This is a genomic window from Micrococcus sp. KRD026, from assembly GCF_017168445.1.
In the GTDB taxonomy this organism is placed as follows: domain Bacteria; phylum Actinomycetota; class Actinomycetes; order Actinomycetales; family Micrococcaceae; genus Micrococcus; species Micrococcus luteus.
Window position 1 is genome coordinate 81,550 of sequence record NZ_JABFBA010000013.1, and the last position, 24,388, is coordinate 105,937.

The 24,388-nt window shown below is 74.9% G+C and carries 24 protein-coding genes; 16 read left to right on the forward strand and 8 right to left on the reverse strand.

Annotation, left to right across the window (positions count from 1 at the left end; translation table 11 throughout):
• Nucleotides 1-8: 8 nt before the first annotated feature.
• The 4 genes from J1M40_RS05225 (at nt 9) to J1M40_RS05240 (ending at nt 4,702) form a co-directional block, all read left to right on the forward strand.
• Nucleotides 9-665 (forward strand): TetR/AcrR family transcriptional regulator, encoded by a 657-nt coding sequence (locus tag J1M40_RS05225; RefSeq protein ID WP_144818698.1) that lies wholly within the window; start codon nt 9-11, stop codon nt 663-665.
• Nucleotides 666-785: 120 nt separating this feature from the next.
• Nucleotides 786-1,010 (forward strand): DUF3107 domain-containing protein, encoded by a 225-nt coding sequence (locus J1M40_RS05230; protein WP_002854967.1) that lies wholly within the window; start codon nt 786-788, stop codon nt 1,008-1,010.
• Nucleotides 1,011-1,077: 67 nt separating this feature from the next.
• A complete protein-coding gene (locus J1M40_RS05235; protein ID WP_073117085.1) occupies nt 1,078-2,643 on the forward strand; it encodes an RNB domain-containing ribonuclease in 1,566 nt (521 codons plus the stop codon).
• Between the two features lie 250 nt (nt 2,644-2,893).
• A complete protein-coding gene (locus tag J1M40_RS05240) occupies nt 2,894-4,702 on the forward strand; it encodes a DEAD/DEAH box helicase (protein ID WP_061867030.1) in 1,809 nt (602 codons plus the stop codon).
• 118 nt (nt 4,703-4,820) lie between these two features.
• Here the strand turns inward: J1M40_RS05240 and J1M40_RS05245 are convergent, their stop codons facing one another.
• Nucleotides 4,821-5,681 (reverse strand): PHP domain-containing protein, encoded by an 861-nt coding sequence (locus J1M40_RS05245; protein ID WP_049147253.1) that lies wholly within the window; start codon nt 5,679-5,681, stop codon nt 4,821-4,823.
• Nucleotides 5,682-5,831: 150 nt separating this feature from the next.
• On the opposite strand from J1M40_RS05245, the gene J1M40_RS05250 reads away from it, so the two are divergent.
• Both J1M40_RS05250 and J1M40_RS05255 read left to right on the forward strand, forming a co-directional pair.
• Entirely contained in the window at nt 5,832-7,343 is a 1,512-nt protein-coding gene (locus tag J1M40_RS05250; RefSeq protein WP_206450530.1) for an aminopeptidase P family protein, read from the forward strand.
• A gap of 33 nt (nt 7,344-7,376) precedes the next feature.
• On the forward strand, nt 7,377-9,182 hold the full coding sequence (locus tag J1M40_RS05255; RefSeq protein WP_036382693.1) for a pyruvate kinase: 1,806 nt from the start codon (nt 7,377-7,379) through the stop codon (nt 9,180-9,182).
• A 6-nt stretch (nt 9,183-9,188) separates the two neighbouring features.
• On the opposite strand, the gene J1M40_RS05260 is transcribed toward J1M40_RS05255, so the two are convergent.
• Entirely contained in the window at nt 9,189-9,965 is a 777-nt protein-coding gene (locus J1M40_RS05260; protein WP_010080557.1) for a general stress protein, read from the reverse strand.
• Between the two features lie 92 nt (nt 9,966-10,057).
• Here J1M40_RS05260 and J1M40_RS05265 point away from each other — a divergent pair, with 92 nt between their 5' ends.
• The 3 genes from J1M40_RS05265 to J1M40_RS05275 are packed head-to-tail and all read left to right on the forward strand — an operon-like array spanning nt 10,058 to nt 13,299.
• Nucleotides 10,058-11,326: a CBS domain-containing protein gene (locus tag J1M40_RS05265; RefSeq protein ID WP_010080556.1), complete on the forward strand. Its 1,269-nt coding sequence runs from the start codon at nt 10,058-10,060 to the stop codon at nt 11,324-11,326.
• A 39-nt stretch (nt 11,327-11,365) separates the two neighbouring features.
• On the forward strand, nt 11,366-12,154 hold the full coding sequence (locus J1M40_RS05270) for a DUF1003 domain-containing protein (RefSeq protein WP_206450531.1): 789 nt from the start codon (nt 11,366-11,368) through the stop codon (nt 12,152-12,154).
• Nucleotides 12,151-13,299: an Mrp/NBP35 family ATP-binding protein gene (locus J1M40_RS05275; RefSeq protein ID WP_206450532.1), complete on the forward strand. Its 1,149-nt coding sequence runs from the start codon at nt 12,151-12,153 to the stop codon at nt 13,297-13,299. Before J1M40_RS05270 ends, J1M40_RS05275 begins: the two co-directional genes overlap by 4 nt.
• Before the next feature lie 48 nt (nt 13,300-13,347).
• Here J1M40_RS05275 and J1M40_RS05280 read toward each other — a convergent pair whose 3' ends face one another.
• Nucleotides 13,348-13,959 carry a Sec-independent protein translocase TatB gene (locus J1M40_RS05280; RefSeq protein ID WP_170720320.1) on the reverse strand — a complete coding sequence of 204 codons (612 nt, stop codon included), beginning with the start codon at nt 13,957-13,959 and terminating at the stop codon, nt 13,348-13,350.
• A 60-nt stretch (nt 13,960-14,019) separates the two neighbouring features.
• Nucleotides 14,020-14,892, reverse strand: coding sequence for an anti-sigma factor (locus tag J1M40_RS05285; RefSeq protein WP_170720322.1), 873 nt, complete (start codon nt 14,890-14,892; stop codon nt 14,020-14,022).
• A 196-nt stretch (nt 14,893-15,088) separates the two neighbouring features.
• On the opposite strand from J1M40_RS05285, the gene J1M40_RS05290 reads away from it, so the two are divergent.
• A complete protein-coding gene (locus J1M40_RS05290) occupies nt 15,089-15,739 on the forward strand; it encodes an O-methyltransferase (protein ID WP_036316483.1) in 651 nt (216 codons plus the stop codon).
• A 78-nt stretch (nt 15,740-15,817) separates the two neighbouring features.
• On the opposite strand, the gene J1M40_RS05295 is transcribed toward J1M40_RS05290, so the two are convergent.
• From J1M40_RS05295 to J1M40_RS05305, 3 genes are all read right to left on the reverse strand, one after another.
• Complete coding sequence (locus tag J1M40_RS05295) at nt 15,818-15,988, reverse strand: DUF3117 domain-containing protein (RefSeq protein ID WP_002855133.1); 171 nt, start codon at nt 15,986-15,988, stop codon at nt 15,818-15,820.
• 180 nt (nt 15,989-16,168) lie between these two features.
• Nucleotides 16,169-16,513, reverse strand: coding sequence for a hypothetical protein (locus tag J1M40_RS05300; protein WP_036382707.1), 345 nt, complete (start codon nt 16,511-16,513; stop codon nt 16,169-16,171).
• The gene (locus J1M40_RS05305; protein ID WP_044659404.1) at nt 16,510-17,313 is read right to left on the reverse strand and encodes a TIGR00730 family Rossman fold protein; all 804 of its coding nucleotides are present in this window, start codon (nt 17,311-17,313) and stop codon (nt 16,510-16,512) included. Before J1M40_RS05305 ends, J1M40_RS05300 begins: the two co-directional genes overlap by 4 nt.
• Nucleotides 17,314-17,491: 178 nt before the next feature.
• Between J1M40_RS05305 and J1M40_RS05310 the strand changes: the two genes are divergently transcribed.
• The 4 genes from J1M40_RS05310 to J1M40_RS05325 all read left to right on the forward strand — a co-directional run bounded on the left by J1M40_RS05310 (nt 17,492) and on the right by J1M40_RS05325 (nt 20,836).
• Nucleotides 17,492-18,226 (forward strand): amino acid ABC transporter ATP-binding protein, encoded by a 735-nt coding sequence (locus J1M40_RS05310; RefSeq protein WP_200891086.1) that lies wholly within the window; start codon nt 17,492-17,494, stop codon nt 18,224-18,226.
• Nucleotides 18,227-18,273: 47 nt separating this feature from the next.
• Nucleotides 18,274-19,167, forward strand: coding sequence for a glutamate ABC transporter substrate-binding protein (locus J1M40_RS05315; RefSeq protein ID WP_044659402.1), 894 nt, complete (start codon nt 18,274-18,276; stop codon nt 19,165-19,167).
• 104 nt (nt 19,168-19,271) lie between these two features.
• Complete coding sequence (locus tag J1M40_RS05320; RefSeq protein WP_036382677.1) at nt 19,272-19,952, forward strand: amino acid ABC transporter permease; 681 nt, start codon at nt 19,272-19,274, stop codon at nt 19,950-19,952.
• Complete coding sequence (locus J1M40_RS05325) at nt 19,949-20,836, forward strand: amino acid ABC transporter permease (RefSeq protein ID WP_036382705.1); 888 nt, start codon at nt 19,949-19,951, stop codon at nt 20,834-20,836. Before J1M40_RS05320 ends, J1M40_RS05325 begins: the two co-directional genes overlap by 4 nt.
• 61 nt (nt 20,837-20,897) lie before the next feature.
• On the opposite strand, the gene dapE is transcribed toward J1M40_RS05325, so the two are convergent.
• Nucleotides 20,898-22,034 carry a succinyl-diaminopimelate desuccinylase gene (dapE, locus tag J1M40_RS05330; protein WP_036382675.1) on the reverse strand — a complete coding sequence of 379 codons (1,137 nt, stop codon included), beginning with the start codon at nt 22,032-22,034 and terminating at the stop codon, nt 20,898-20,900.
• A 69-nt stretch (nt 22,035-22,103) separates the two neighbouring features.
• Here dapE and dapD point away from each other — a divergent pair, with 69 nt between their 5' ends.
• Entirely contained in the window at nt 22,104-23,069 is a 966-nt protein-coding gene (gene dapD / locus J1M40_RS05335; protein WP_036382673.1) for a 2,3,4,5-tetrahydropyridine-2,6-dicarboxylate N-succinyltransferase, read from the forward strand.
• 262 nt (nt 23,070-23,331) lie between these two features.
• Nucleotides 23,332-24,327, forward strand: coding sequence for a DUF559 domain-containing protein (locus tag J1M40_RS05340; protein ID WP_245231861.1), 996 nt, complete (start codon nt 23,332-23,334; stop codon nt 24,325-24,327).
• The last annotated feature ends 61 nt before the right edge of the window (nt 24,328-24,388 follow it).

Sequence of the window (24,388 nt, forward strand, 5' to 3'; positions counted from 1 at the left end):
AGGACTCCGTGACCGCCCACCCCGCCGCCACCGCGCCCGACGAGCCCGGGCGAGGCCGTCGTCTGCCCCGGCACGAGCGTCGCCGCCAGCTGTTGGACTGCGCCCGCGCGGTCTTCGCCGCGGAGCGGTACGCGGGGGCCTCCATGGAGCAGATCGCCGAGCGGGCCGAGGTCTCCAAGCCGGTCCTCTACCAGCACTTCCCCAGCAAGCACGAGCTCTTCCTCGAGCTGCTGGACTCCGAGGTCGCGAGCCTGCGCGCGCTCCTCGAGGCGGCGATGGACACCCGCCGGGACAACCGCGAACGGGTGCGGGCCACCGTCGCCGCCGTGTTCGAGTACATGGCCTCCCCCGAGCGGACCCACCGCCTGATCTTCGACTCCGGCATCGACGGGGACCCGGAGGTGCGCACGCGCAGCGAGGCCGTCCATCGGCTGCTCTCCTCCGAGGTCGCGCGCACCATCCGCGCGGACACCACCGTGGCCGAGGCCGAGGCCGAGGTGCTCTCCCGCGGACTCGTCGGCTATCTCCTGGGCGCCGCCCGCCACTGGGCGGACCGGCTCGACGCCGACGCCCGCCCCGCCGCGGCCGAGATGGCCCGCACGGTGGACGCGCTCGTCTGGCGCGGCCTCGCCTCGCTGCCCTCCGCGGACGACGCGCCGCGCTGACCCGGCCGTCCGGCCCGTTTCGCCCGCGGGTGAACCTCGTGGGCGCCCGTCCACCCCGCCGAGCGGTCCCGTAGGCTGACGGCGGACCGCACAGGACGCGACGAAGAGAAGAGGTTCCCCATGGAGATCCGCATCGGTGTGCAGCACGTCGGCCGCGAGGTCGTCATCGACAGCGAGCAGTCGGCGGACGAGGTCCGCTCCCTCGTGGACGCCGCCGTCGCCGACGGCACCCCGCTGGTCCTGGCGGACGCCAAGGGCCGCCAGGTGGTCGTCCCCGGCGACCGCATCGGCTTCGTGGAGATCGGCGCGAAGAAGTCGGGCCCGCTCGGGTTCGCCGCCTCCTGACCCGCCCGCACGCCCCGGTGATCCGCCGGGGCGTGCGTCGTCTCGGCCCCTGCCCAGGAGCATCGCCATGTCGCCTCACGCCCTCGGCCTCCGCGGCCCCGCCGACCCGGCCCTGCTCGAGCGTCTCGCCGCCCTGCGGACGGAGCTCGAGTTGCAGCCGGCCTTCCCCGCCCCCGTCCTGGCCGAGGCGGAGGCGGCCGCGCGTGAGGTGCACGCGGGCCTGACCGGGAGCCCGGACCACGCGGACCGCACGGCCCTGCCGTTCGTCACCGTGGATCCCGCCGGCTCCACGGACCTGGACCAGGCCCTGCTCCTGACCCCCGCCGACGACGACGGCATCCTCGTCCGCTACGCGATCGCGGACGTGCCCGCCTTCGTGACCCCGGACGGCGCCGTGGACGCCGAGGCCCGCCGCCGCGGCCAGACCGTCTACCTGCCCGACGGCCGGGTCCCCCTGCACCCGGAGGTGCTGAGCGAGGACGCCGCCTCCCTGCTGCCGGACCGCGAACGCCCGGCGTTCGTCTGGACGTTCCTGCTGGACGCCGCGGGCGCCGTCGTGGAGACCGGCCTCGAACGCGCCCGCATCCGCTCCCGGGCGCAGCTGACGTACGGGCAGGTGCAGGCCTTCCTCGACGCGCAGCCGGGGGCACAGGCGCCGACGACGCCGCGCCCCGGGGTCACCGACGCGGACCGGGCCGCCGCCGAGGGGTGGCCGGCCGAGGTGCGCGACTCGCTGGCGCTGCTGCCGGAGGTGGGCCGACGGCGGGCCGCACAGGAGGCCGCCCGCGGCGGTGCCTCCCTGAACCTGCCGGACCAGGAGGTCCGTGTCACCGAGGACGGGGCGCACGAGCTCGTGCACCGGGCGCCGTTGCCGGCGGAGGAGCACAACGCCCAGCTCTCCCTGCTGACCGGCATGGCCGCGGCCGAGCTGATGCTGGCCGCCGGAGTCGGGATCCTGCGTACGATGCCGGCGCCGGACACCGACGCCGTCGCCGCCTTCCGAGAGCGCACGCGCGCCCTGGGCGCCCCGTGGGACGAGGGCCAGGACTACGGCGCCTACCTGCGTTCCCTCGACCCCGCCGACGCGCGGCACCTGGCGGTACTGCACGCGGCCACCGGGCTGTTCCGCGGCGCCGGGTACACGGCCTTCGACGCGCAGGCCGAGGACCCGGCCCTGCGCACCCCGCCGGACGAACCGGCCCAGGCCGCGCTCGCCGCCCCCTACGCCCACGCCACCGCTCCCCTGCGCCGGCTCGTGGACCGCTTCGTCCTGGCCCTGTGCCACGCCCACGCCGTCGGCGCCCCCGCCCCCGCATGGGTCCGCGACGCCCTGCCCGAGCTGCCCGCCCTCATGGCGGACTCGTCCCGCCGGGCCTCGGCCGCGAGCCGGACGGCGGCGGACCTCGTGGAGGCGGCGGCACTCGAGTCCCGCGTCGGCGCGGAGCTCGAGGGGATCGCGGTGCGCGAGGCCAAGGACGGCACGGAAGTGTGGCTGCTCGACCCGGCCGTGAGCCTGCGGGTGCCGGGCAGCATCCCGGCGGGCACCCGGGTGCGCGTGCGGATCGAGGGCGTGGACCGTGCCTCGGGTGCGATCACGGCCGCGGGGGTAGACTGGCCGCACAGCTCACGCTGACCCAGGATGACCGGTCGCTCTCTGATCACCCTGACCCGCCGCCCGCGCCCCTGACGCCCGGGACGGCACCATGACCTGCCGGATCCGGCACGGCCCGCCGCGTACGGCGCGCCCGCCCGGTTCCACGGGGCACCGCCCGTCGGCCGCTCCGCGTGCTTGCCTCGCGATCGGCTTCCGCTTGAACCGCGCGCACGGCGGAGCCGGGCCTTCCGCCCGCCGTGACGACGCCTGACCAGGAACGCGAGTCGCCATGACCCAGAACTCCGAGCACACCCCCGCCTCCGCCGACCTCGACCCGACGGTCGCCGCGATCGCGGAGGACATCGTCACCGAGGACGCCGCCCCCGTGGCCCCCGAGCAGACCTTCGCCGACTTCGGGGTGCACCCCGCGATCGTCGAGGCCCTGGAGGCCAAGGGCATCGTCCACCCCTTCCCCATCCAGGCCATGACCCTGCCGGTCGCCCTCGGCGGCCACGACATCATCGGCCAGGCCAAGACCGGCACCGGCAAGACCCTCGGCTTCGGCATCCCCGCGCTACAGCGCGCCATCGGCCCGGGCGAGCCCGGCTGGGACGGCCTCGAGGCCAAGGGCACCGCGGGCGCCCCGCAGGCCCTGATCGTCGCCCCGACGCGCGAGCTCGCCGTCCAGGTGGCCGGCGACCTCACGGCCGCCGCGGCCCGGCGCCCCCTGCGCATCGCCACCATCTACGGCGGCCGCGCCTACGAGCCGCAGATCGAGGAGCTGCAGCGCGGCGTCGAGATCGTCGTCGGCACCCCCGGCCGCCTCATCGACCTGATGCGCCAGCGCCACCTGCGCCTGGACCTGGTGAACACGGTGGTGCTGGACGAGGCCGACGAGATGCTGGACCTCGGCTTCCTCCCCGACGTCGAGACCCTGCTCGCCGCCGTCCCGGCCGTGCGTCAGACCATGCTGTTCTCGGCCACCATGCCGGGTCCCGTGGTCGCGATGGCGCGCCGCTACATGACGCAGCCGACCCACATCCGCGCGGCGGACCCGGAGGACGAGGGCCTGACGAAGAAGGACATCCGTCAGCTCGTCTACCGCGCCCACCACATGGACAAGGACGAGCTCGTGGCCCGCGCCCTGCAGGCCGAGGGCCGCGGCCGGACCATCATCTTCACGCGCACCAAGCGCACGGCCGCTCGCGTGGCGGACGAGCTGACGGCGCGCGGCTTCGCGGCCGGCGCGCTGCACGGCGACCTCGGCCAGGGCGCCCGCGAGCAGGCGCTGCGCGCATTCCGCAACGGCAAGGTGGACATCCTCGTGGCCACCGACGTCGCGGCGCGCGGCATCGACGTCGACGACGTCACGCACGTGTTCAACTTCCAGGCGCCGGAGGACGAGAAGACCTACGTGCACCGCGTGGGCCGCACGGGCCGCGCCGGCAACAAGGGCGTGGCGGTGACCCTCGTGGACTGGGAGGACATGCCGCGCTGGTCCCTGATCGACAAGGCGCTCGGCCTCGGCCAGCCCGAGCCGGTGGAGACCTACTCCTCCTCCCCGCACCTGTTCTCCGACCTCGGCATCCCGAAGGGCACGAAGGGCCGTCTGCCGCAGGCCAAGCGCGTGCTCGAGGGCCTCGAGGGCGAGACGCTCGAGGACCTCGGCGGCCCCGAGGCGAAGCAGCGCGACGGCGGCCGCGGACGGGGTCGCGAGGGCGGTCGGTCCCGCGACGGCGAGCGCGGCGGCCGTGAGGGCGGCCGCGGCGGACGTGGCGGACGGAACCGGGGCGGCCGCTCCGGCGAGGGCCGCGACGATGCACGCGGCGGAGGCCGCGGCGAGCGCTCGGCCCGCGGGCGTGGTGAGGTACCCGCCGAGCAGCGCGCCGAGGGCCGGGGCCGTGGTCGCGGCGAGGGCCGCGAGCGCACCGCCTCGCGCTCCGAGGCCCCCGCAGCCCGGACGCCGGAGCCGGTGGCCGGCGTCGAGCTGACGGAGGCCCGCCGGGCCGAGCGCGCCGAGGCGCGGGCCGAGGCCCGTCGTCGCCGGGGCGGCCGCACCCGCACGCGCCGCCGCAACGGCGAGGTCGTGGACGGCTGACCCTCCCTTCCGGGCCCCCGGGAGTCTTCTGCGCGAATGACCCTTCTGACCGCCGTGCAGGCGGCCGGAAGGGTCATTCGCGCAACGGATCCTCCGCCGTCGCCCCGGCCGTCCGGGCTCAGCCGCGGATGATCGCCGTGCCGGTGCCCTGCCGCTCGATCTCGGCGAGCACCTCCGCGCCCGTGGTGTGCTCGCCGATCGGATTGGGCTTGCCCGTGCCGTGGTAGTCGGACGAGCCGGTGACGAACAGCCCGTGCCGGTCCGCGAACGCGCGCAGCCAGGTGCGCTCCTCCGCCGGGTTGTCCCGGTGCTCGACCTCGACCCCCGCCAGTCCGGCCTCGGCCATCTGCTCGAACACCTCGTCGCCCACCACGCGGCCCCGCATGCGCGCCCGGGGATGCGCGAACACCGGCACCCCGCCGGCGGCCCGGATGAGCGCGACCGCCTCGGCCGGGTCCGGGGCGAAGTGCGGCACGTAGTACTTGGACCGGCCGGCGAGGATCTCCCGGAACGCCGCGGAGCGGTCCGGGACGGCCCCGATCGTCACGAGGGCGTCGGCCAGGTGGGGCCGGCCGATCGTCGCGTTCTCCGCCGCGTGCTCCTGGACCAGCTCCCACGTGATCGGGAAGTCCGCGCCCAGGCGCCGCACCATCTCCTGCGCCCGGATCAGCCTCGCGTCGCGGGCCAGGCCGACCTCCCGCAGCAGGGCGGGGTCCTCGGGGTCGTGCAGGTAGCTGAGCACGTGCACGCTCACGCCGTCGGCGGAGGTGCAGGACATCTCCATGCCGGGCACGAGCGTCAGCCCGGTCTCCCGCGCGGCGTGGGCGGCCTCGGCCCAGCCGGCGGTCGTGTCGTGGTCGGTGAGCGCGAGGCCGTCCAGCCCGGCCCGCGCCGCCGCACGCACCACGTCGGCCGGCGGCTCGGTGCCGTCGGACTCGGTCGAGTGCGTGTGCAGGTCGTAGCGGGCCATGGCGGCCATGGTACCGAGACCCGCGCGCGGCGGCCCCGACCTGCCCGCGCCCACCGGTGCCATGATGGAGGGCATGACCGATGCCGCACAGCACCCCGCCCAGACCACCCCCGACCGCCCGCCGCCGCCCCCGAGGCGGGCGCCGACGGCACCGGCGCGGTGAACCCCCAGCCGCTGGCCGAGCGCGTCGACAACCGCTCGCAGCGCCCCGCCTCGAACGCCTTCCGCGACTTCATGGCCTCCGACTGGGCGCCCTCGTCGCAGGCCCTGCCCGACCCCGACGCCTCGGCCCCGTACGCCGCCCGGCGGCGGGCCGCCGTGTCCGCGCGCTTCCCGGGCGAGCGGATCGTGGTGCCGGCCGGCCGCCTCAAGGTCCGCTCGAACGACACCGACTACCGCTTCCGCGCGCACTCCGCGTTTGCCCACCTGACGGGCCTCGGCGTGGACCACGAGCCGGACGCCGTGCTCGTGCTCGAGCCCACGGACCCGGGCGCCGGCGACGACGGCACGGACCACACCGCCACCCTGTACTTCCGTCCCCTGGCCGGCCGGGACACCGAGCAGTTCTACGCGGACTCGCGCTCGGGTGAGTTCTGGATCGGCCCCCGTCCGACCCTGGCCGGCCTGGCCGCCCGCACGGGTCTGCGCACGGCGGGGCTCGAGGAGCTCGAGTCCGCCGTCACCAAGAACGTGGCCGCGGACGGCACCGCGGTGCGGCTGCTGGCCGAGACCGACCAGGACGTGGACGCGCTGCTGGCCGCCGTCCGGACCGAGGCCGGCGTGGACCTGGCCGCCGCGGCCGAGGCCGACGCCCAGACCGCCGAGTTCCTCTCCGAGCTGCGCCTGGTCAAGGACGCGTGGGAGGTCGAGCGGATGCGCGCCTCGGTGGCCGCCACGATCGCGGGCTTCGAGGACGTCGTGCGGGCCCTGCCGCGCGCCGTGGGCCACGACCGCGGCGAGCGCGTGGTCGAGGGCGCCTTCTTCGCCCGCGCCCGCCTCGAGGGCAACGACCTGGGCTACGACACGATCGCGGCCTCCGGCAACAACGCCACGATCCTGCACTGGATCCGCAACACGGGCACCGTGCGCCCGGGTGAGCTGCTCCTGCTCGACGCCGGCGTCGAGGACGACTCCCTCTACACCGCGGACATCACCCGCACCCTGCCCGTGTCCGGCACGTTCACGGACGTGCAGCGCCGCATCTACCAGGCGGTCCTCGACGCCGCGGACGCCGCCTTCGCGATCGTGCGCCCCGGCATCCGGTTCCGCGAGCTCCACGCCGAGGCCATGCGGGTGCTCGTCGACCGCCTCGACGGCTGGGGCCTGCTGCCGGTCTCGGCCGAGGTCGCGCTCTCGGACGAGGGCCAGCACCACCGGCGCTGGATGCCCCACGGCACCTCGCACCACCTCGGCCTCGACGTGCACGACTGCGCCCAGGCCAAGCGCGAGCTCTACCTGGACGGCGTGCTCGCGCCGGGCATGGTCTTCACGATCGAGCCGGGTCTGTACTTCAAGGAGGAGGACCTGGCCGTCCCCGAGGAGTACCGCGGCATCGGCGTGCGCATCGAGGACGACATCCTCGTGACCGAGGACGGGGCCGAGAACCTCTCCGCGGTCCTCCCCCGCACCCCGGACGAGATCGAGGCCTGGATGGCGCGGCTCCAGGCGTGATCCGGCGCGGAGGGCGCCCCTAGGGTTCGGACCATGGGTATCGACCTGACCACCGAGCTCACCGCCCTCCGCGACCGCCTCCTCTCCGCCGAGGCGGAGCACGCCGACCTCATCTCCCGCGTCCGGGAGCGCCACCGGGCCTCGGCCCGGAACCTCGTGCACTACGTCGCCCTGCGCGGCACCGACCTGCGGCCCCTGCAGGAGGCGCTGAGCGACGCCGGACTGTCCTCTCTGGGCCGCATGGAGGCCGGCGTGCTGGGCCACGTGGACGCGGTGCTGGCCGCCGCCCGCGCGCTCGACGGCGACCCCGCCCCCGCGCCCGAGGACGACGCCCTGACCTCCGCCGAGGGCCGCGCCATCCTCGCCCGCAACGCGGCGAGCCTGCTCGGTCCGGCCCGCGGCGACCGGGACGCGCGCATCATGGTGACCATGCCCTCCGAGGCCGCCACGGACCCAGAGCTCGTGGCCCGGATCGCCGAGGCCGGCATGGACCTGGCGCGCGTGAACTGCGCCCACGACGACGAGCAGGCGTGGGCCGCCATGATCGCGGCGGTCCGCCGGTGTGCCGGTGCGGGCCGGCCCGCACCCCTGGTCGCGATGGACCTGGCCGGGCCGAAGGTGCGCACCGGCCCCATCGAGCCGGGACCGCGCGTCGTGAAGGTGAAGCCCGCCCGGGACCCCTCCGGGATCGTCACCGAGCCCTCCCGCGTGTGGCTCGCCGCCGGGCCCCACGACGCCGTGGCCACAGCGGACCGGCCGGACGGCGCCGTCGTCGTGCCGCTCGCGGACCCGGAGGGGACGACCCTGGCGGTCCTGCAGCGCGGCGACGAGATCGAGCTGACCGACGCGCGTGGCGCACACCGCAGGCTCGAGGTCGAGCAGGTGGACGGCCAGGGGGTGCTCGTGCGGGCGGAGAAGACGGTCTACTGGGCGACGGGCACGGCACTGACGACGCCGCACGGTCCGCTCGAGGTGGGACCGCTGCCCCCGCTCGAGCAGTCGATGCGCGTGCACGAGGGCGAGCAGATCGTGCTGACCCGCTCGCTCGAACCGGTTCCCGCGGTCGACACGCCGCCCTACCGGATCGGCCTCACCCTGGCGCAGGCGTTCGCGGACGCGGCGGTCGGCGACCGGGTCTCCCTCGACGACGGACGGATCGGCACGCGGATCACGGCGGTGTCCGACGACGAGATCACCCTCGAGGTGACCCAGGCCGGCCCGCGCGGGGCGAAGCTCAAGGCGGAGAAGGGCGTGAACTTCCCGGACACGCACCTGGACATCCCGGCCCTCACGGACGAGGACCTCGCCCACATCCCGTTCGCGGCCCGCCACGCGGACATGGTGAACATGTCCTTCGTCCGCTCGGCCGAGGACGTGGCCCAGCTGATCGACGCGCTCGAGGCCGAGGACGCACCGGACGTGGACATCACGCTGAAGATCGAGACGGTGGAGGCCTTCCGGCAGCTGCCGCGGATGCTGCTCGAGGCGATGCGCTGGCGGGACGTCGGGGTGATGATCGCCCGTGGCGACCTGGCGGTGGAGGCCGGCTTCGCACGGATGGCCGAGCTGCAGGAGGAGATCCTGTGGCTGTGCGAGGCGGCGCACGTGCCCGCGATCTGGGCCACCCAGGTCCTCGAGTCCCTCGCCAAGACCGGCCTGCCCTCACGGGCGGAGATCACGGACGCCGCGATGGCGCAGCGGGCCGAGGCCGCGATGCTGAACAAGGGCCCGTACATCGACCGCGCCGTCACCGTCCTCGGCGACATCCTGGGCCGGATGCACGGTCATGCGAGCAAGAAGCGCGACATGCTCCGGCGGCTCGAGTCCTGGTCCCTCTGACGGGGCTCAGCCGCGCGGCTCGTCCTGGGGCCGGGGCGGGTGGCCGCCGCGCGCCTCGATGAGCTTGGCGACCTCCTCCGGGGGCAGGGTCACGCCGTAGGAGCGGTCCAGGCCGGTGGGCGCGGGGTCCGCCTCCGGGACGGGCCGGGCCGGCGCCTCGGGTCCGCCGGGAGCGGGCGCCGCGTGGGACCCGCCCGACGACGGCGCGGCGGCCGGGGTGGCCTGCACGGACCCGCCCCCGGCCTCCTCCGCGGCGGGGGCGGGCGCCGGCTGCGGGGCCGGCTGCGGCGTCGGGGCCGCGGCACCGCCCAGGCCCAGCTCCTGGCGGGCGCGGGCGGCGTGGTCGAACGCGACCACGAGGTCGAAGGCCGTCGGCACGACGGCCTGCGAGGACGCGAAGCCGTGCTGGCCCCGACGCATCGCGAAGCCGATCACGCCGAAGATCAGCCACACCGCCAGGCCCAGCAGCATGGAGGTGAGGATCTGCCCCGGGCCGGCCTCGGGGGCCAGCAGGTAGAGGAACATGCCGATCAGTCCGCCGAAGAACACGCCGCGCACACCCGCGGACAACGCCACCTGGGCGTAGTTCAGCCGGCCGCGCACCCGCTCCACGACCCGCAGGTCCTTGCCCACGATCGACACGGCGCTCACGGGGAAGTCCGTGGCGGCGAGGCGGTCCACCTGCTCGCGCGCCTGCGCGTAGGTGGCGTAGGTGGCCAGCAGCTCTCCGCGGGGCAGGCCCTGCTCGGCGCCGGGCTGAGGGTTGGACATCATGAACGACATGGACCCATTGTGCCCGGCCCGGCGCCCGGGCGGGCGGCGGTCCGCCGTACGCGGACACGGAGCCGCGGTCCGGCACGCCGTAGGCTGGGTCGGTGAGCTCCCCCAAGATCTTCGTGGCCCGCCTGCTGGGCCTGGACGTCTTCGACCCCCTCGGCGACCGCCTGGGACGGCTGCGCGACGTCGTCGTGCTGGACCGCGGCCCCGCCGCAGCCCCGTTCGCCACCGGCCTCGTGATCGAGGTCCCCGGCAAGAAGCGCGTCTTCGTCCCGATGACGCGGGTGACGTCCATGGACTCGGGCCGGATCATCACGACCGGGCTGATCAACCTGCGCCGGTTCTCCCGCCGTGGCGCCGAGCAGATGGTGGCCGCCGACCTCTTCGACCGGAAGGTGCGCCTCTCCGACGGGTCGGGCGAGGCCTTCCTGGAGGACATCGGGCTGGAGCAGCAGCGCAACGGCGACTGGCTGGTCTCGGACCTGTACGTGCGCCGCATCGTCGGCCGCGGCCCCTTCGGCCGCGCCCAGCGGGGCGAGCACCTCCTGCTGAACTGGGACGAGGCCCGCTGGACGGCGCAGGCCGACCCGCAGGGGGCCACGAGCTTCCTCGCCGCGCACGAGGACCTCAAGCCCGCCGACCTGGCGGACATGCTCCACGACATGTCGGAGAAGCGCCGCGTCGAGGTCGCCAGGGAGCTGCAGAACGAACGCCTCGCGGACGTGCTCCAGGAGCTGCCCGACGACGACCAGGTGCAGATCCTCTCCCAGCTGGACATCGACCGCGCCGCCGACGTCCTGGAGGAGATGGACCCGGACGACGCGGCGGACCTGCTCCACGAGCTGCCCGACTCCCAGCAGGAGCTGCTGCTCGAACGCATGGAGCCGGAGGACGCCGAGGACGTCCGGCGCCTGCTCGAGTACGAGGAGGGCACGGCGGGCTCGCTCATGACCCCCGTGCCGGTCATCCTCCCCCCGGAGGCCACCGTGGCCGAGGCCATGGCGACCATCCGACAGCAGGAGATCTCCCCCGCGTTGGCCTCGCTCGTGATCGTGGCCCGGCCGCCGTTGGAGACGCCGACGGGCCGGTTCCTCGGCGTCGTCCACTTCCAGCGCCTGCTGCGGTACCCGCCGCCGGAGGCGATCGGCAACATCATGGACAAGGATCTCGAGGCCGTCTCGGACCTCGCCCCCATCGCCCACGTGACCCGCGAGCTCGCGACCTACAACCTCACGTGCATCCCCGTGGTGAACGAGCAGGACCGCGTCGTCGGGGCCGTGAGCGTGGACGACCTGCTCGACCACATCCTGCCCGACGACTGGCGGGCCATGGACCTCGACGACGCCGAGACCCGCCCCGCAACCTGACCCCGCGGCCCGCCGCCGCACGACACCGGAGGTGTGAGCATGACCCAGACCGCGCGAGACCTGCGCCCGGGCCGCGGCACCGGCCTGGACACCCCGCTGAGCGCCAGCGGGCGCCGCGTGCCCCGGCTGGCCCCGAACCCGGACGCCTTCGGCGAGGCCACCGAGGGCATCGCCCGCTTCATGGGCACCCCGCAGTTCCTCGTCTGGATGACGCTGTTCTGCGCCGCCTGGCTGGGCTGGAACACGTTCGGCCCGATGGCGTGGCGGTTCGACTCCGCCGAGCTCGGCTTCACCGCGCTCACGCTCATGCTCTCCCTCCAGGCGTCCTACGCCGCACCCCTGCTCCTGCTGGCGCAGAACCGCCAGGACGACCGGGACAGGGTCGCGCTGCGCGAGGACCGTGACCGCGCCGAGCGCAACCTCACCGACACCGAGTTCCTCACCCGCGAGATCGCCGGTCTGCGGCTGGCCGTCCAGGAGGTCGCCACGCGCGACTTCGTGCGCGGCGAGCTGCGCGGCGTCCAGGACGACCTCAGGGACGACCTCCGCGAGGCGCTGCGCGCCGAGCTGCGGGAGGAGATCCGGGAGGAGATCCGGGAGGAGCTGCGCGCCGGCCTCCCGGTCGCCGAGGCCCAGCCCCGCAAGAACAAGAAGACCAAGGGCCGCGGCCGGGATGCGCGGCGCGGCGACGCCGGCGCCGAGCCCACGACCACCACGCTCGCCACCCTCGCGGCGCAGGAGGCCCAGGAGGCCCGCGAGGCCGGGGGGTCCGGTCCGGTGACCGGCCCCGCCGGCGGTGCGGGCCCGGTGGACGGGGGCGGCCGATGAGCGCCCTGGGCCTGCCCGTGCCCGAGGTCCGCACCGACCTCGAGCGCCGGGTGCTGGAGCGGCTCGCCACGGTCCAGGACCCCGAGATCCGCCGCCCGATCACCGACCTCGGCATGGTGGAGTCGGTCGTGGAGACCGCCCCGGGCGTCGTCGAGGTCGCGGTCCTGCTCACGATCGCCGCGTGCCCCCTGCGCGGGACGATCCAGACGGACGTGGCCGCCGCCGTCGCCGTCGTGCCCGGCTGTGAATCCGTGGACGTTCGCGTCGGGGTCATGGAGCCCGAGCGCCGCCTGGCGCTGCAGGACGCCCTGCGCGCGACTCGGCCGACGAACCCGTTCGGGGAGGGGACGCTCACGCGCGTCCTCGCGGTGGCCTCGGGCAAGGGCGGCGTGGGCAAGTCCTCGGTCACGGCCAACCTCGCGGTCGCGCTCGCCGCGCGCGGGCTCGCCGTCGGCCTGATCGACGCGGACGTGCACGGCTACTCCATCCCCGGGCTCCTGGGCGTGACCGCCACCCCGACGAAGCTGGACCGGATGATCCTGCCCCCCGTGGTGCGGGACGTGAAGGTCATCTCGATCGGCATGTTCCTCGACGCGGACCGGCCGGTGGCCTGGCGCGGGCCGATGCTGCACCGCGCGCTCGAACAGTTCGTCACGGATGTGCACTGGGGCGACCTGGACGTGCTGCTCGTGGACCTGCCCCCGGGCACCGGGGACATCGCGATCTCGACGGCGCAGCTGCTGCCCGCCTCGGAGCTGCTCGTGGTGACCACGCCGCAGCACGCCGCCGCGCAGGTGGCCGCGCGCGCCGGTCAGCTGGCGGAGCAGACGGGGCAGACCGTGGCCGGCGTCGTGGAGAACATGGGGCCGATGACCCTGCCGGACGGCACCGTCCTGGACGTGTTCGGGACCGGCGGCGGTGCCGAGGTGGCGGAGCGGCTGTCCGGGGTGCTGGACACGCAGGTGCCGCTGCTGGGCACCGTCCCCCTGGACCCGGCGCTGCGCGCGGGCGGCGACGCCGGCGAACCCGTGGTGGTGTCCGCGCCGGAGAGTCCCGCAGGCCGGGCGCTGACCCAGATCGCGCAGCGGCTGGCCGTGCGGCCGCGCGGGCTGGCCGGGCGGCGCCTTCCGGTCACCCCGCGCTGACCTCGGGGGCCGGCGCCCCGGTCGGGGCCCCCGGCGCGCGCGACGGCGTCAGGTCGCGTCGACGTCGAAGGGGGCGGGCGCCAGCCCGAGCAGCTCGAGGGGGTCCGGTTCGGTCTCGACGGCGGCAGGGCGCTCCTCGGCGAGGGCCTCGGCGCGGCCGGAGGCCATCAGGGCTGCGGCGGCACCGCCCACGGCTGCCGCCCCCGCGGCGGGCGCGCTCGACCGGGTCTGTGCGGCGGCGGAGCCGGACTCCGCGGAGGCGGTGCTGCCGGCCCCGGCGGGGCGGCGGAAGAGCGTGCGCGGATCCATGTCCGTCAGGTCTTGGCGGGTGAGGCCGCCGTGCACGTCCTCGGCGCTGACGCCCGTCGCCTGCGCCGCGCGGGACGCGGGCGTGGACGAGCCGCCGGCGGGCTCGCGGAGCGCGTCGCGGATGATGCGGCGCGGGTCGTACTGGCGGGGGTCGTACCTGCGCCAGTCCACCTCGTCGAAGTCCGTGCCGGTCTCCTCCTTGAACTGCGCCTTGGCACCCTCGGCCTTGTCGCGCATGACGCGCAGCCAGTCGGTGAAGGCGCGCGTGTACTCGGGGAGCTTCTCCGGCCCGAGGATGACGATCGCGAGCACCGCCAAGATGATGAACTCGCTGCCGTTGATACCAAACACCCTCCGAACTCTACTAGAGCGGCACCGCCCCACAGCCCGGAGCCGCGGGGACGGGGCGGCTCAGCCGCGGGGGCGCGGCACGGCGTCCGCGATGCGTTCGAGGCCCCGCTCCAGGCGCTCCTCGACGGCGTCACCACTCCCGAGCTCGAGCACCCGCGCCCGCTCCGAGACCAGCAGGTGGGTGAGGACCGCGTCGGCGCGCTCGTCCGGCAGGCTGGCCTCCACGCGGTAGGCGGCCTGCGGCGTGGTCAGCTCGGCCGTCCAGCCGTCCTGCTCCCCCGCCGGGACGATCCGGTAGACGCCGCCGCCGGCCAGCCGACGCTCCTGCGCCCCCGTGCTCAGGGGCGCGGTCGAGGCACAGCCCTCCGGGGCGGCTCCCACGATCCGGGGTCGGCACTCGCGGACGGTCACGGTCGGCTCGTCCCGACCCCAGCCGACGACGACCTCCACGTCCTCGGCCGTCTGGGCGGTGTCGACGGTGAGCGGCTCCAGGCCGGCCCCCACGAGGGAGGGCACCGTCCAGCCCTGACCCCGCAGCTCCGCGACGGTGCCGCGCCGGTCCGTCGACGCGGTCCCGGCTGCCGGCAGGGCGACGGTGTCCGTCGGGGTCGGGGCCGTGCGCAGGGCCGCGGTGCGGGGCGCGCCGGCCACCCAGACCGCGGCGAACAGCCCTCCGAACAGGACGACGAAGGTCAGCAGCCCCACCACGAGGCGGCCGGAGACGCCGCGGGCGCGCAGCACCGGCGCGACGACGGCGCCGGCCGGACGCTGGTGCACCGTGCGGGCGGCGTCGAGCACGCGGGCCCGGGCCTGGACCGTGGCGCGGCACTCGGGGCAGCGGTCCAGGTGGCGGGCGATGCGCGCCCGGGACGCGGCGGGGAGGGCGCCCTCGAGGTAGGCGTCCATGTGGCGCTGGGTGTGTCGACGTCCCATGCGGCCACCTCCTCGGTCCTCGCGTCCTCGGCCCGGCGAACGGCCTCCCACATGGCGGGAGCCGGTTCGTGCCATCTCCCATCATCGGCCCGCCTCCTGGGAGAACTCTGGGTCGCGGCCGCGTGCCGACCCGTACACTGGCCCGCGTCGCCCGTGCCGCGGGCGAGGTCCCGCCGTCGTCGTCCCGGAGTCAGCCATGAGCGCCCTGCAGCCCCAGCCCACCGACAAGCACGCGTCCTGGGCCTGGTCGGAGAGCCGGGCCACCGAGGACGACGTCGTCCTGCGCGCCCGCGAGCGCGCCGCCGAGCTGGACGTGCCGCCGGTGAGCGAGGGGACGGCGGCCCTGTTGACGGTGCTGGCGGCCACGCGTGCCCCCGCGGCGGTCGTGGAGGTGGGCACGGGCGCCGGCGTCTCGGGCCTCGCCCTGATGCGCGGTCTGCCCGAGCGCACGGTCCTCACCACCGTGGACCCGGACGCGGAGGCCCAGCGCGCGGCCCGCGAGGCGTTCTCGGAGGCCCGCCTGCCCACGAGCCGCACCCGCATGATCACGGGGCGCTCCCGGCTCGTCCTCCCCCGGCTCACGAGCGGCGCCTATGAGATGGTCCTGGTGGACGGGGACCCGGCCGCGCGTCAGTTCGACGTCGAGCAGGCCGCGCGCATGCTCGCCCCCGGCGGCGTGCTCGTCGTGGTGGACGCCCTCGACGGGGACCGCGTTCCCCGGCCCGCCGTGCGCGACGAGTCCACCGTGTCCGCCCGGGCGGTGGACCGCCTCATCCGGGAGGACGAGCACTGGCTGTCCGCCGTCGTCCCCTCCGGCACGGGCGTGCTGATCGCGGTGCGCCGCTGATCCGCGGCGTCGCCGGGGACGCGGACGCCCCGCGCACCGTGACGGTGCGCGGGGCGTCCGCGTCGAAGGGGTCCGGGCTCAGGCCTGGATGACGCCCTCGAGGCACTCCTTGAGCTCGCGGGCCTCGTCCGCGTTGATCTCCAGCACGAGACGGCCGCCGCCGTCGATCGGCACGCGCATGATCAGGCTGCGCCCCTCCTTGGTCACTTCCATGGGACCGTCCCCGGTGCGGGGCTTCATGGCGGCCATTGCGACTTCCCTTCTGGATGATGTTCCCGTCACGGCGTCCGGTGACCGCGGGAGCGGGCGCTGTCCGGACGCCTCCGGCGCCCCCGCACGCGGGCGTGCGCGAGGCCGGTCACATCACCATTATCGCGGATTCCGCGTGCGCGCGCCAAACGATGGCCCGCACCGAGCCCGGCCCGCGACTCAGGCGTACCCCGCCGGATCGCCCCGGGAGGGGTCGGCGGCCTCGAGCTCGGCCACCCGGGCCCGCAGCGCGGTCGCCTCGTCCTCGCGTTCCGCGAGGGCGTCCCGCAGCCGCAGCAGGACGGCGTCCACCTGGTCCCGCTGGTAGCCGGGCACCGCGACGGCCAGCCGCAGCAGGTCCACATCCGCCGCGCGCGGCCGCTCCGGCAGCAGCACGGGGTGCCCGGGCATCCGTCCGGCCGGGTCGTCGGCCCGGAGCGTGAGCCGGCCCGCGAGGGCGGCGGCCAGGGCCGCCAGCACGACGACGAGCACGGCCACGAGGACGATCCACTGCGGCCCGCTCACGCGTCGGCCCTCCCCGCCGAGCGGAGCACGCACGCGACGGCCTCCTCGGCCGTGTCCACGAGGTGGAAGAGGTCCGGGTCCTCGGGCGAGATCATGCCGCGCTCCACGAGCGTGCCGCGGATCCAGTCCACGAGCGGACCCCAGAAGCCGCGGTCCACGAGGACCACGGGGAAGCGGGTGACGGTGCCGGTCTGCACGAGGGTGAGGGCCTCGAAGAGCTCGTCCAGGGTGCCGAGGCCGCCGGGCAGCACGATGAACCCCTGCGCGTACTTGAGGAACATGACCTTGCGGACGAAGAAGTAGCGGAAGTCCACCCCCACGTGCACCCAGGGGTTCAGACCGGTCTCGAACGGCAGCTCGATGCCCAGGCCCACGGACTCTCCACCGGCCTCGTGGGCGCCCCGGTTGGCGGCCTCCATGGTGCCGGGCCCCCCGCCGGTGATGACCGTGTACCCGGCCTGGGCCAGGCGGGTCCCGACCTCGTGGGCCAGGGCGTACTCGGCGCTGCCCTCGGGCGTACGCGCGGAGCCGAACACGGAGACCGCGGGACCCAGCCCCGCGAGGGTGCCGAAGCCCTCGACGAACTCGGCCTGGATGCGCAGGACACGCCAGGCCTCGGACGTCGTCGAGGCGACGTCGGCGGCGGGGCGTGCGTCGTCGCCGGGCCGCCGGCCGTCGAGGAGGAGCTGGTCGAACGTGGGGGTGTGTGCCGCGTCCCCGCGCAGGACCTGCCCGCCGTGGCGGACGCGCTGGCGCGCGGCGGCGACGTCGCCGCCCGAGGGGTGCTCATGTGGGGCCATGGCGCCAGCCTAACGAGCCGGCGGGCCGCCAGGGCCGGCGTCCCACGGCGCACCGCACCGGGTGTGACGTGCGCTATATTCCACTGGCATGACGCAGATCACGCCTGAGCAGCCCCACGGCGCCCACCTCCCCGACGAGGCCGGTGTGCGGCGCCGTCGCGGTGCTGCGGGCGATGACCTGATCGTCCTCGAGGGCGTCAACAAGCACTTCGGCGACTTCCACGCCCTGAAGCAGATCGACCTGCGGATCCCGCGCGGCCAGGTGGCGATCGTCCTCGGCCCGTCCGGCTCCGGCAAGTCGACGCTGTGCCGCACGATCAATCGGCTCGAGACCATCGACGACGACGGCGGCCGCATCCTGATCGACGGACGGCCGCTCCCCATCGAGGGCAGGCAGCTTGCCCAGCTGCGCGCCGAGATCGGCATGGTCTTCCAGTCCTTCAACCTCTTCGCGCACAAGTCGATCCTGGAGAACGTGACCCTCGGGCCCATCAAGGTGAAGGGCAAGCGCCGGGCGGACGCCGAGCGGCACGCCATGGAGCTGCTCGAGCGCGTGGGCGTGGCCGCCCAGGCCAGGAAGATGCCGGCCCAGCTCTCCGGCGGGCAGCAGCAGCGCGTGGCCATCGCCCGCGCCCTGGCGATGGAGCCGAAGGCCCTGCTCTTCGACGAGCCGACCTCCGCCCTCGACCCCGAGATGGTGCAGGAGGTCCTCGACGTCATGGTCCAGCTCGCCGAGGGCGGCATGACCATGGTCGTGGTCACCCATGAGATGGGCTTCGCCCGCAAGGCCGGGGACCGCGTGGTCTTCATGGCCGACGGCGCCATCCTCGAGGACGCCGACCCCGACACCTTCTTCACGAACCCCCGACACGAGCGCGCCCAGGACTTCCTGGGCAAGATCCTCGCGCACTGACCCCGTCCCCCGTCGCACCCCACCGCACCGAACCAGAGGAGAGCACCATGCTCCGCACGAAGCTCCTGACCCTGTCCGCCGTCACCGCCGCGGCCGCGCTGTCCCTCACCGCCTGCGCCCCCTCCTCGTCGCAGGGCGGCGGTGGCGACGCCGCCGGCTCGTCCTCGGCCGGCGAGTCGACGTCGTCCGGCTCCGGCGAGCGCCTGCGCATCGGCATCAAGTTCGACCAGCCGGGCCTGGGCTACCGCGAGGGCTCGGCCCAGCCGACCGGCTTCGACACGGACGTGGCCCGCTACGTGGCGGACAAGCTCGGCGTGGCCGAGAAGGACATCGAGTGGGTCCAGACCCCGTCCGCGAACCGGGAGAACGCCCTGGAGAACGGCGAGGTCGACATGATCTTCGCGACGTACTCCATCACGGACGCCCGCAAGGAGCGCGTCGACTTCGCGGGCCCGTACTTCGTGGCCGGCCAGGACCTGCTGGTCCGCGCGGACGACACCGCGATCACCGGCCCCGAGGCCCTCGACGGGAAGAACCTCTGCTCCGTCACCGGCTCCACCTCGGCCCAGAAGATCAAGGACCAGTTCGCCTCCGGCGTGAACCTGGTGGAGCAGGGCGGCTACGCCGAATGCGTGACCTACCTCGAGTCCGGCCAGGTGGACGCCGTGACCACGGACGACATCATCCTCGCGGGCCTGGCCGCCGCCGACGCCAACAAGGGCAAGTTCAAGGTCGTCGGCAACACCTTCACCACGGAGCGCTACGGCGTCGGCCTGCCGAAGGACTCGGAGCGCTGCGAGGACATCAACGAGGCCATCCAGGAGATGAAGGGCTCCGGCGAGTGGAAGAAGGCCCTCGAGTCCAACACCGAGGGCACGGGCTACACCTACGACGAGACGCTGAACTCCGGCGAGGACGCCGAGTTCGAGCCCTGCGCCTGACAGCCCCGCGGCCGGGTGGGCCGAGGACGTGACCTGAGCCGTCGCCCTCGGCCCGCCCGGCGGCTCCCCTGCCCGTCAGCCCTGTCCCGACCCTCGGAGAAGACATGGAATCGATCTCCTCGCTCCTCGCGGACTACGGCGCGGACATCCCGCTCGCGTTCTGGACGAACATCAGGCTCGCGTTCCTCGCGACCCTCGGCTCGTTCGTCCTCGGCGTGGTGCTCGCCCTGTTCCGCATCTCGCCCGTCCCCTCGCTGCGCGCCCTCGGCACCGGCTACGTCAACGTGGTCCGCAACACCCCGCTGACGATCATCATGCTGCTCGGCGTGCTCGCCGTCTGGGGGCAGCTGAAGGTCAGCTTCTCGTCCGACTTCACGCTGAACTTCTTCATCTACGCCGTGATCGCACTCTCGCTCTACCACGCGGCGTTCATGTGCGAGGCGATCCGCTCCGGCGTCAACACCGTCCCGCTCGGGCAGGCCGAGGCCGCCCGCTCCATCGGCCTGGGCTTCCTGCCCGCGGCCCGCCACGTGATCCTGCCCCAGGCGCTGCGCGGGGCCATCACCCCGCTGGGCAACACCGTGATCGCGCTGACCAAGAACACCACCGTCGCCGCCGCGGCGTCGGTGGCGGAGGCCTCGGGCCTGATGAAGCGCATGATCGAGTTCAGCCCGGACGTGATGGTGGCGATCTTCCTGACCTTCGCGATCGGCTTCTGCCTGATCGTCATCCCCATCGGCCTGCTGACCACGTGGGCCTCGGAGAAATGGGCGGTGGCCCGATGAGCGCCCAGGCCTCCGTCCTCTTCGACGCCCCGGGCCCGATCGCCCGCCGGCGGATCCTCCTCGCCAACCTCGTCGCCCTCGCCGCGGTCCTGACCGTGGCGGTGCTCGTCCTGATCCAGATGAACGCCACCGGCCAGCTCTCCGGCCGCCGCTGGCTGGCCGCCGTCGACGGCGACGCGTGGCGGAACTACTACCTGCCGGGCCTGCAGTTCACCCTGCAGTCCGCGGGCATCGCCGTGGTCACCTCCGTGGTGTTCGGCCTGGTGTTCGGCTTCCTGCGGCTGGCCCCGTTCGGCCCGATGCGCTGGCTGGCCGCCGTCGTCGTCGAGTTCTTCCGGGCCGTGCCGGTGCTCGTGATGATGGTGTTCTTCTACCAGCTGTTCGCGCAGGTCGCGCGCACCGGGGCGATCCAGCCCCAGGACGGCCCGTACTACGCGGTGATCGCGGCGCTGACCCTGTACAACGGGTCCGTGATCGCGGAGCTGGTGCGCTCCGGGGTGCGCTCGCTGCCGCGCGGCCAGCGCGAGGCGGCCGCGGCGGTGGGCATGACGAGCATGCAGTCCCTGCGGCTCGTGGAGGTGCCCCAGGCCCTCATCGCCATGCTGCCCTCACTGCTGAGCCAGTTCGTGGTGATCCTCAAGGACTCGGCGCTGGGCTACCTCATCGGCTTCTTCGAACTCCTGCAGTACGCCCGCCAACTCGGCTCCGGCAACGGCAACATCCTGCAGTCCCTCGTGGTGGCCGCGGTGATCTTCATCGTGATCAACTTCCTCCTCACCTGGGCGGCCACCCGGCTCTCGCGGCGGCTGTCGTCGCGGACGGCCGGCGACGCCAGCACCCCCACGACCCCGCTCGTCGGGGCGTCCACGGCCACGGCGGCCTGACCCGGCGGCGGGCGCGGCGGGCCCGCGGGTCCGGCGGGTGGCGGCGGCCGACGTCGTCGGGTCAGCCGGCCAGCCAGGCCGCGAGCGCCGCGAGGCACGCGTGGACCGCCTCGCGGGGCACGTGCTCGTCGTCCGTGTGGGCCAGGAGGGCGTCGCCGGGGCCGAAGTTGACCGCGGGCACGCCCAGCTGGGAGAACCGCGCCACGTCCGTCCACCCGTACTTGGGCTGGGGCTCTCCCCCGACGGCGGCGACGAACGCGGCGGCGGCCGGCCGGTCCAGACCGGGGCGGGCGGCGGGCGAGGCGTCGTCGATCCGCACCTGGGCGTCCCAGTCCACACCGGCCCCCTCCAGCACCGCGCGGACGTGCGCGTGGGCCTGGTCGAGGGTCTTGTCCGGAGCGAACCGGTAGTTCAGGTCCACGGACGCCTCGTCCGGGATGACGTTGCCCGCGACGCCGCCGGCCACGCGGATCGCGTGCAGCCCCTCCCGGTACTCCAGGCCCTCCACCGTGACCGTGGCCGGCTCGTACGCCGCCAGGGCGGTGAGCACGGGGGCCAGCTTGTGGATCGCGTTGTCGCCGCGCCAGGCGCGGCCCGAGTGCGCCGCGACACCGGAGAAGGTGACGCGGTACCGGCACGTGCCGTTGCAGCCGCCCTCCACGACGCCGTCGGTCGGCTCGAGCAGCACCGCGAAGTCGCCCTCCAGCAGCTCGGGGGCCTGGCGGGCCACGCGGGCGAGGCCCGAGAGGTCCGAGGAGACCTCCTCGTGGTCGTAGAACACCCACGTGACGTCGTGCACGGGGGTCGGGCCGTCCGCGCGGCCGAAGCGGCCGGCCAGGGCCAGCTGCACGGCGACGCCGGACTTCATGTCCACGGCCCCGCGGCCGTACAGCACGTCCCCGTCCCACGCCGAGGGCACGGTCCCGCGCGAGCCCGGCACGGTGGGCAGGGGCACCGTGTCCAGGTGCCCGGCGAGGATCACGCGGGTCGGCCGCCCCAGAGCGGTGCGGGCGACGACGGCGTCGCCGAACCGCCGCACCTCGAGGCCGCCGAGGGCGCGCAGGGCCTGCTCGACGGCGTCGGCCAGCGGCCCCTCCTCCCCCGAGACGGAGCGCACGTCCAGCAGGATGGCGGTGAGCGCCGCGACGTCGAGGTCCGGATCGGCGAGGTCGGGCAGGGGCACGGGGGTGAGACTCATGTGTCCAGTCTACGGACGGGCCTCTCGCCGCCCTGCAGCGTGCCCCGGCCGCTCATTAGGCTGAGGCGCATGACCCAGACCGCTGCACAGCAGCCCTCCCCCCGTCTCGTCTCCGGCCACGGCCTGGCCACCACGGCCGCCGACGGCGCCGTCCTGGACGTGTGGTTCCCCGCGCCCGTGGCCGGTCCGCTCTCCGCTGCGGACGCCTCGCTGCGCGACACCCTGCGCGCCCTCGCCGCGGACGACGCGGACCGCGGGACCACGCAGGCCGTCGTCGAGCTGGAGGTCGACCTGGACGCCGCCCCGGCCTCCACCGCGGACGCGTGGCTGCGCCTGCACGTGCTCTCGCACCGCCTGGTGCGGCCGAACGAGCTCAACCTCGACGGCGTCTTCGGGCTGCTCACCAACGTGGTGTGGACGAACCACGGACCCTGCGCGGTCGCGGACTTCGAGCTGACGCGGGCGAGGCTGCGTGCCCGCGGCGCCGTGCAGGTGTACGGCGTGGACAAGTTCCCGCGCATGACGGACTACGTCGTGCCCTCCGGGGTGCGCATCGGCGACGCGGACCGGGTGCGCCTGGGCGCCCACCTGGCCGAGGGGACGACCGTGATGCACGAGGGCTTCGTGAACTTCAACGCGGGCACCCTGGGGCATTCGATGGTGGAGGGCCGGATCTCGGCCGGAGTCGTGGTGGGCGACGGGTCCGACGTCGGAGGCGGCGCGTCCATCATGGGCACGCTCTCCGGCGGCGGCACCCAGCGGATCGTGATCGGCGAGCACGTGCTGCTCGGCGCGAACTCCGGCGTGGGCATCTCCGTCGGCGACGACTGCGTGGTCGAGGCCGGTCTGTACGTCACCGCAGGCACGCGCGTGAGCGTGCTGCAGGACGGCGAGGCGGCGCGGACCGTGAAGGCCGTGGACCTCTCCGGCGTGCCGAACCTGCTGTTCCGCCGCAACTCCACCACGGGCGGGGTCGAGGCCCTCCCCCGCGCCGGCCGGACCGTCGAACTGAACGCGGCGCTGCACGCGAACTGACCCGGCGCACCCGGCTGCCAGCCCGCGACCCTTCCCTCCGCGCCGCGTTTGGGGGCGATTTCCGGTGGTATCCCGTCGGGATAACGCCCACTATCGCCCCCGGAGCTCCACGGCGGTCCGGGGGCGGGGCGACGACGGCGGCACGCGGCGCGGGCCGTCGGCTCCTGCACAGCAGCGCCCGCCCCGCGCGTCATCCCCGTGCCGCGGCCAGCGCGCCCCGGGCGCCCCGCCGGCGTCGTCCGATGGGTGCATGCCGCGCGTCGTGACTCCTCTGCCGCCCGACCAGCCCGCCGTCCTGTTGGCCACGGACCTGGCCCGACTGGGGCTGCCGCCCGACCGCGCCCGCCGGTCGGACCTGGAGCGGGTCGGACAGGGCTTCCACCGGCAGCGGGCGCACCCTGGCACGGGATGGGCCGACCTGGGCCTGCCCGAGCCCGGGCACGGCTTCTCCCCCGATCACCTTGCCGCGCTTCTGCGCCGACGCCCGGATGCCGTCCTCTCCCACGAGACCGCGGCCCACCTGCACGGTCTGCCGATGCCCGCGCGTGCCTGGCGGCGGCGCGACCCGGCGACCGGCGAGCTCGACGTCGACCCGCCGGTTCACCTCACCGTGGCCCGGGGGACACGACGCGTCCGGCGGGCTGGTCTGATGGACCACCGGCGGCCGCTGGCGCCCGAGTTCGTCACGCACGTGCACGGCCTGCGCGTCACCACGGTCGATCGCACCTGGCTGGACCTGTGCTCCCTGACTCCCCCGTGGACGTTCGAGGACCTCGTGGCCGCCGGGGACCACGCCGTCCGGCACCCGTGGACGCCCGCGGGCCGGACGGATCCGGCCACCACGATCGCCGCGCTGCGGTCGGCGCTGCACGCGTCCGGACGCTTCCACGGCCGCCCGGCCGCCCGGGAGGCGCTGGATTCCGTTCGCGTCGGGGCGGACTCGCCGCCCGAGACCCGCCTGCGCCTCGCCCTCGTGGCCGGCGGGCTGCCGGAGCCGGGGCTGCAGGCCGCGCTCGAACCCGAGGACCCCTTCTCCCCCGTGGCCGACCTCGCCTACCGCCACGTGCGCCTGGCCCTGCAGTACGACGGTGCCGGGCACCGCACGCGGGAGCAGCAGGCGCGCGACGCCCGCCGGGACCGCTACGGCCAGGCGCGCGGCTGGACGACGCTCCGCGTCACCTGGGCCGATGGGCGCGAGGACTTCCGTGGCGTCGTCGCGGTGGTCCGACGCCGCCTCGGCCACTCCGCCTCGACATGAAGACGCTCCGGCGAACGCATTGGGGGCGGTTTCGGGTGGTATTCCGTCGGAATACCACCCG

What these genes read in the sequence shown, in the direction of transcription:
- J1M40_RS05230 (WP_002854967.1), top strand. Translation starts at nt 786, where the DNA reads ATGGAGATCCGCATCGGTGTGCAGCACGTCGGCCGCGAGGTCGTCATC.
- J1M40_RS05235 (WP_073117085.1), top strand. Translation starts at nt 1,078, where the DNA reads ATGTCGCCTCACGCCCTCGGCCTCCGCGGCCCCGCCGACCCGGCCCTG.
- J1M40_RS05240 (WP_061867030.1), top strand. Translation starts at nt 2,894, where the DNA reads ATGACCCAGAACTCCGAGCACACCCCCGCCTCCGCCGACCTCGACCCG.
- J1M40_RS05245 (WP_049147253.1), bottom strand. Translation starts at nt 5,681, where the DNA reads ATGGCCGCCATGGCCCGCTACGACCTGCACACGCACTCGACCGAGTCC.
- J1M40_RS05255 (WP_036382693.1), top strand. Translation starts at nt 7,377, where the DNA reads ATGGGTATCGACCTGACCACCGAGCTCACCGCCCTCCGCGACCGCCTC.
- J1M40_RS05260 (WP_010080557.1), bottom strand. Translation starts at nt 9,965, where the DNA reads ATGTCGTTCATGATGTCCAACCCTCAGCCCGGCGCCGAGCAGGGCCTG.
- J1M40_RS05270 (WP_206450531.1), top strand. Translation starts at nt 11,366, where the DNA reads ATGACCCAGACCGCGCGAGACCTGCGCCCGGGCCGCGGCACCGGCCTG.
- J1M40_RS05275 (WP_206450532.1), top strand. Translation starts at nt 12,151, where the DNA reads ATGAGCGCCCTGGGCCTGCCCGTGCCCGAGGTCCGCACCGACCTCGAG.
- J1M40_RS05285 (WP_170720322.1), bottom strand. Translation starts at nt 14,892, where the DNA reads ATGGGACGTCGACACACCCAGCGCCACATGGACGCCTACCTCGAGGGC.
- J1M40_RS05290 (WP_036316483.1), top strand. Translation starts at nt 15,089, where the DNA reads ATGAGCGCCCTGCAGCCCCAGCCCACCGACAAGCACGCGTCCTGGGCC.
- J1M40_RS05295 (WP_002855133.1), bottom strand. Translation starts at nt 15,988, where the DNA reads ATGGCCGCCATGAAGCCCCGCACCGGGGACGGTCCCATGGAAGTGACC.
- J1M40_RS05305 (WP_044659404.1), bottom strand. Translation starts at nt 17,313, where the DNA reads ATGGCCCCACATGAGCACCCCTCGGGCGGCGACGTCGCCGCCGCGCGC.
- J1M40_RS05315 (WP_044659402.1), top strand. Translation starts at nt 18,274, where the DNA reads ATGCTCCGCACGAAGCTCCTGACCCTGTCCGCCGTCACCGCCGCGGCC.
- J1M40_RS05320 (WP_036382677.1), top strand. Translation starts at nt 19,272, where the DNA reads ATGGAATCGATCTCCTCGCTCCTCGCGGACTACGGCGCGGACATCCCG.
- J1M40_RS05325 (WP_036382705.1), top strand. Translation starts at nt 19,949, where the DNA reads ATGAGCGCCCAGGCCTCCGTCCTCTTCGACGCCCCGGGCCCGATCGCC.
- dapE (WP_036382675.1), bottom strand. Translation starts at nt 22,034, where the DNA reads ATGAGTCTCACCCCCGTGCCCCTGCCCGACCTCGCCGATCCGGACCTC.
- dapD (WP_036382673.1), top strand. Translation starts at nt 22,104, where the DNA reads ATGACCCAGACCGCTGCACAGCAGCCCTCCCCCCGTCTCGTCTCCGGC.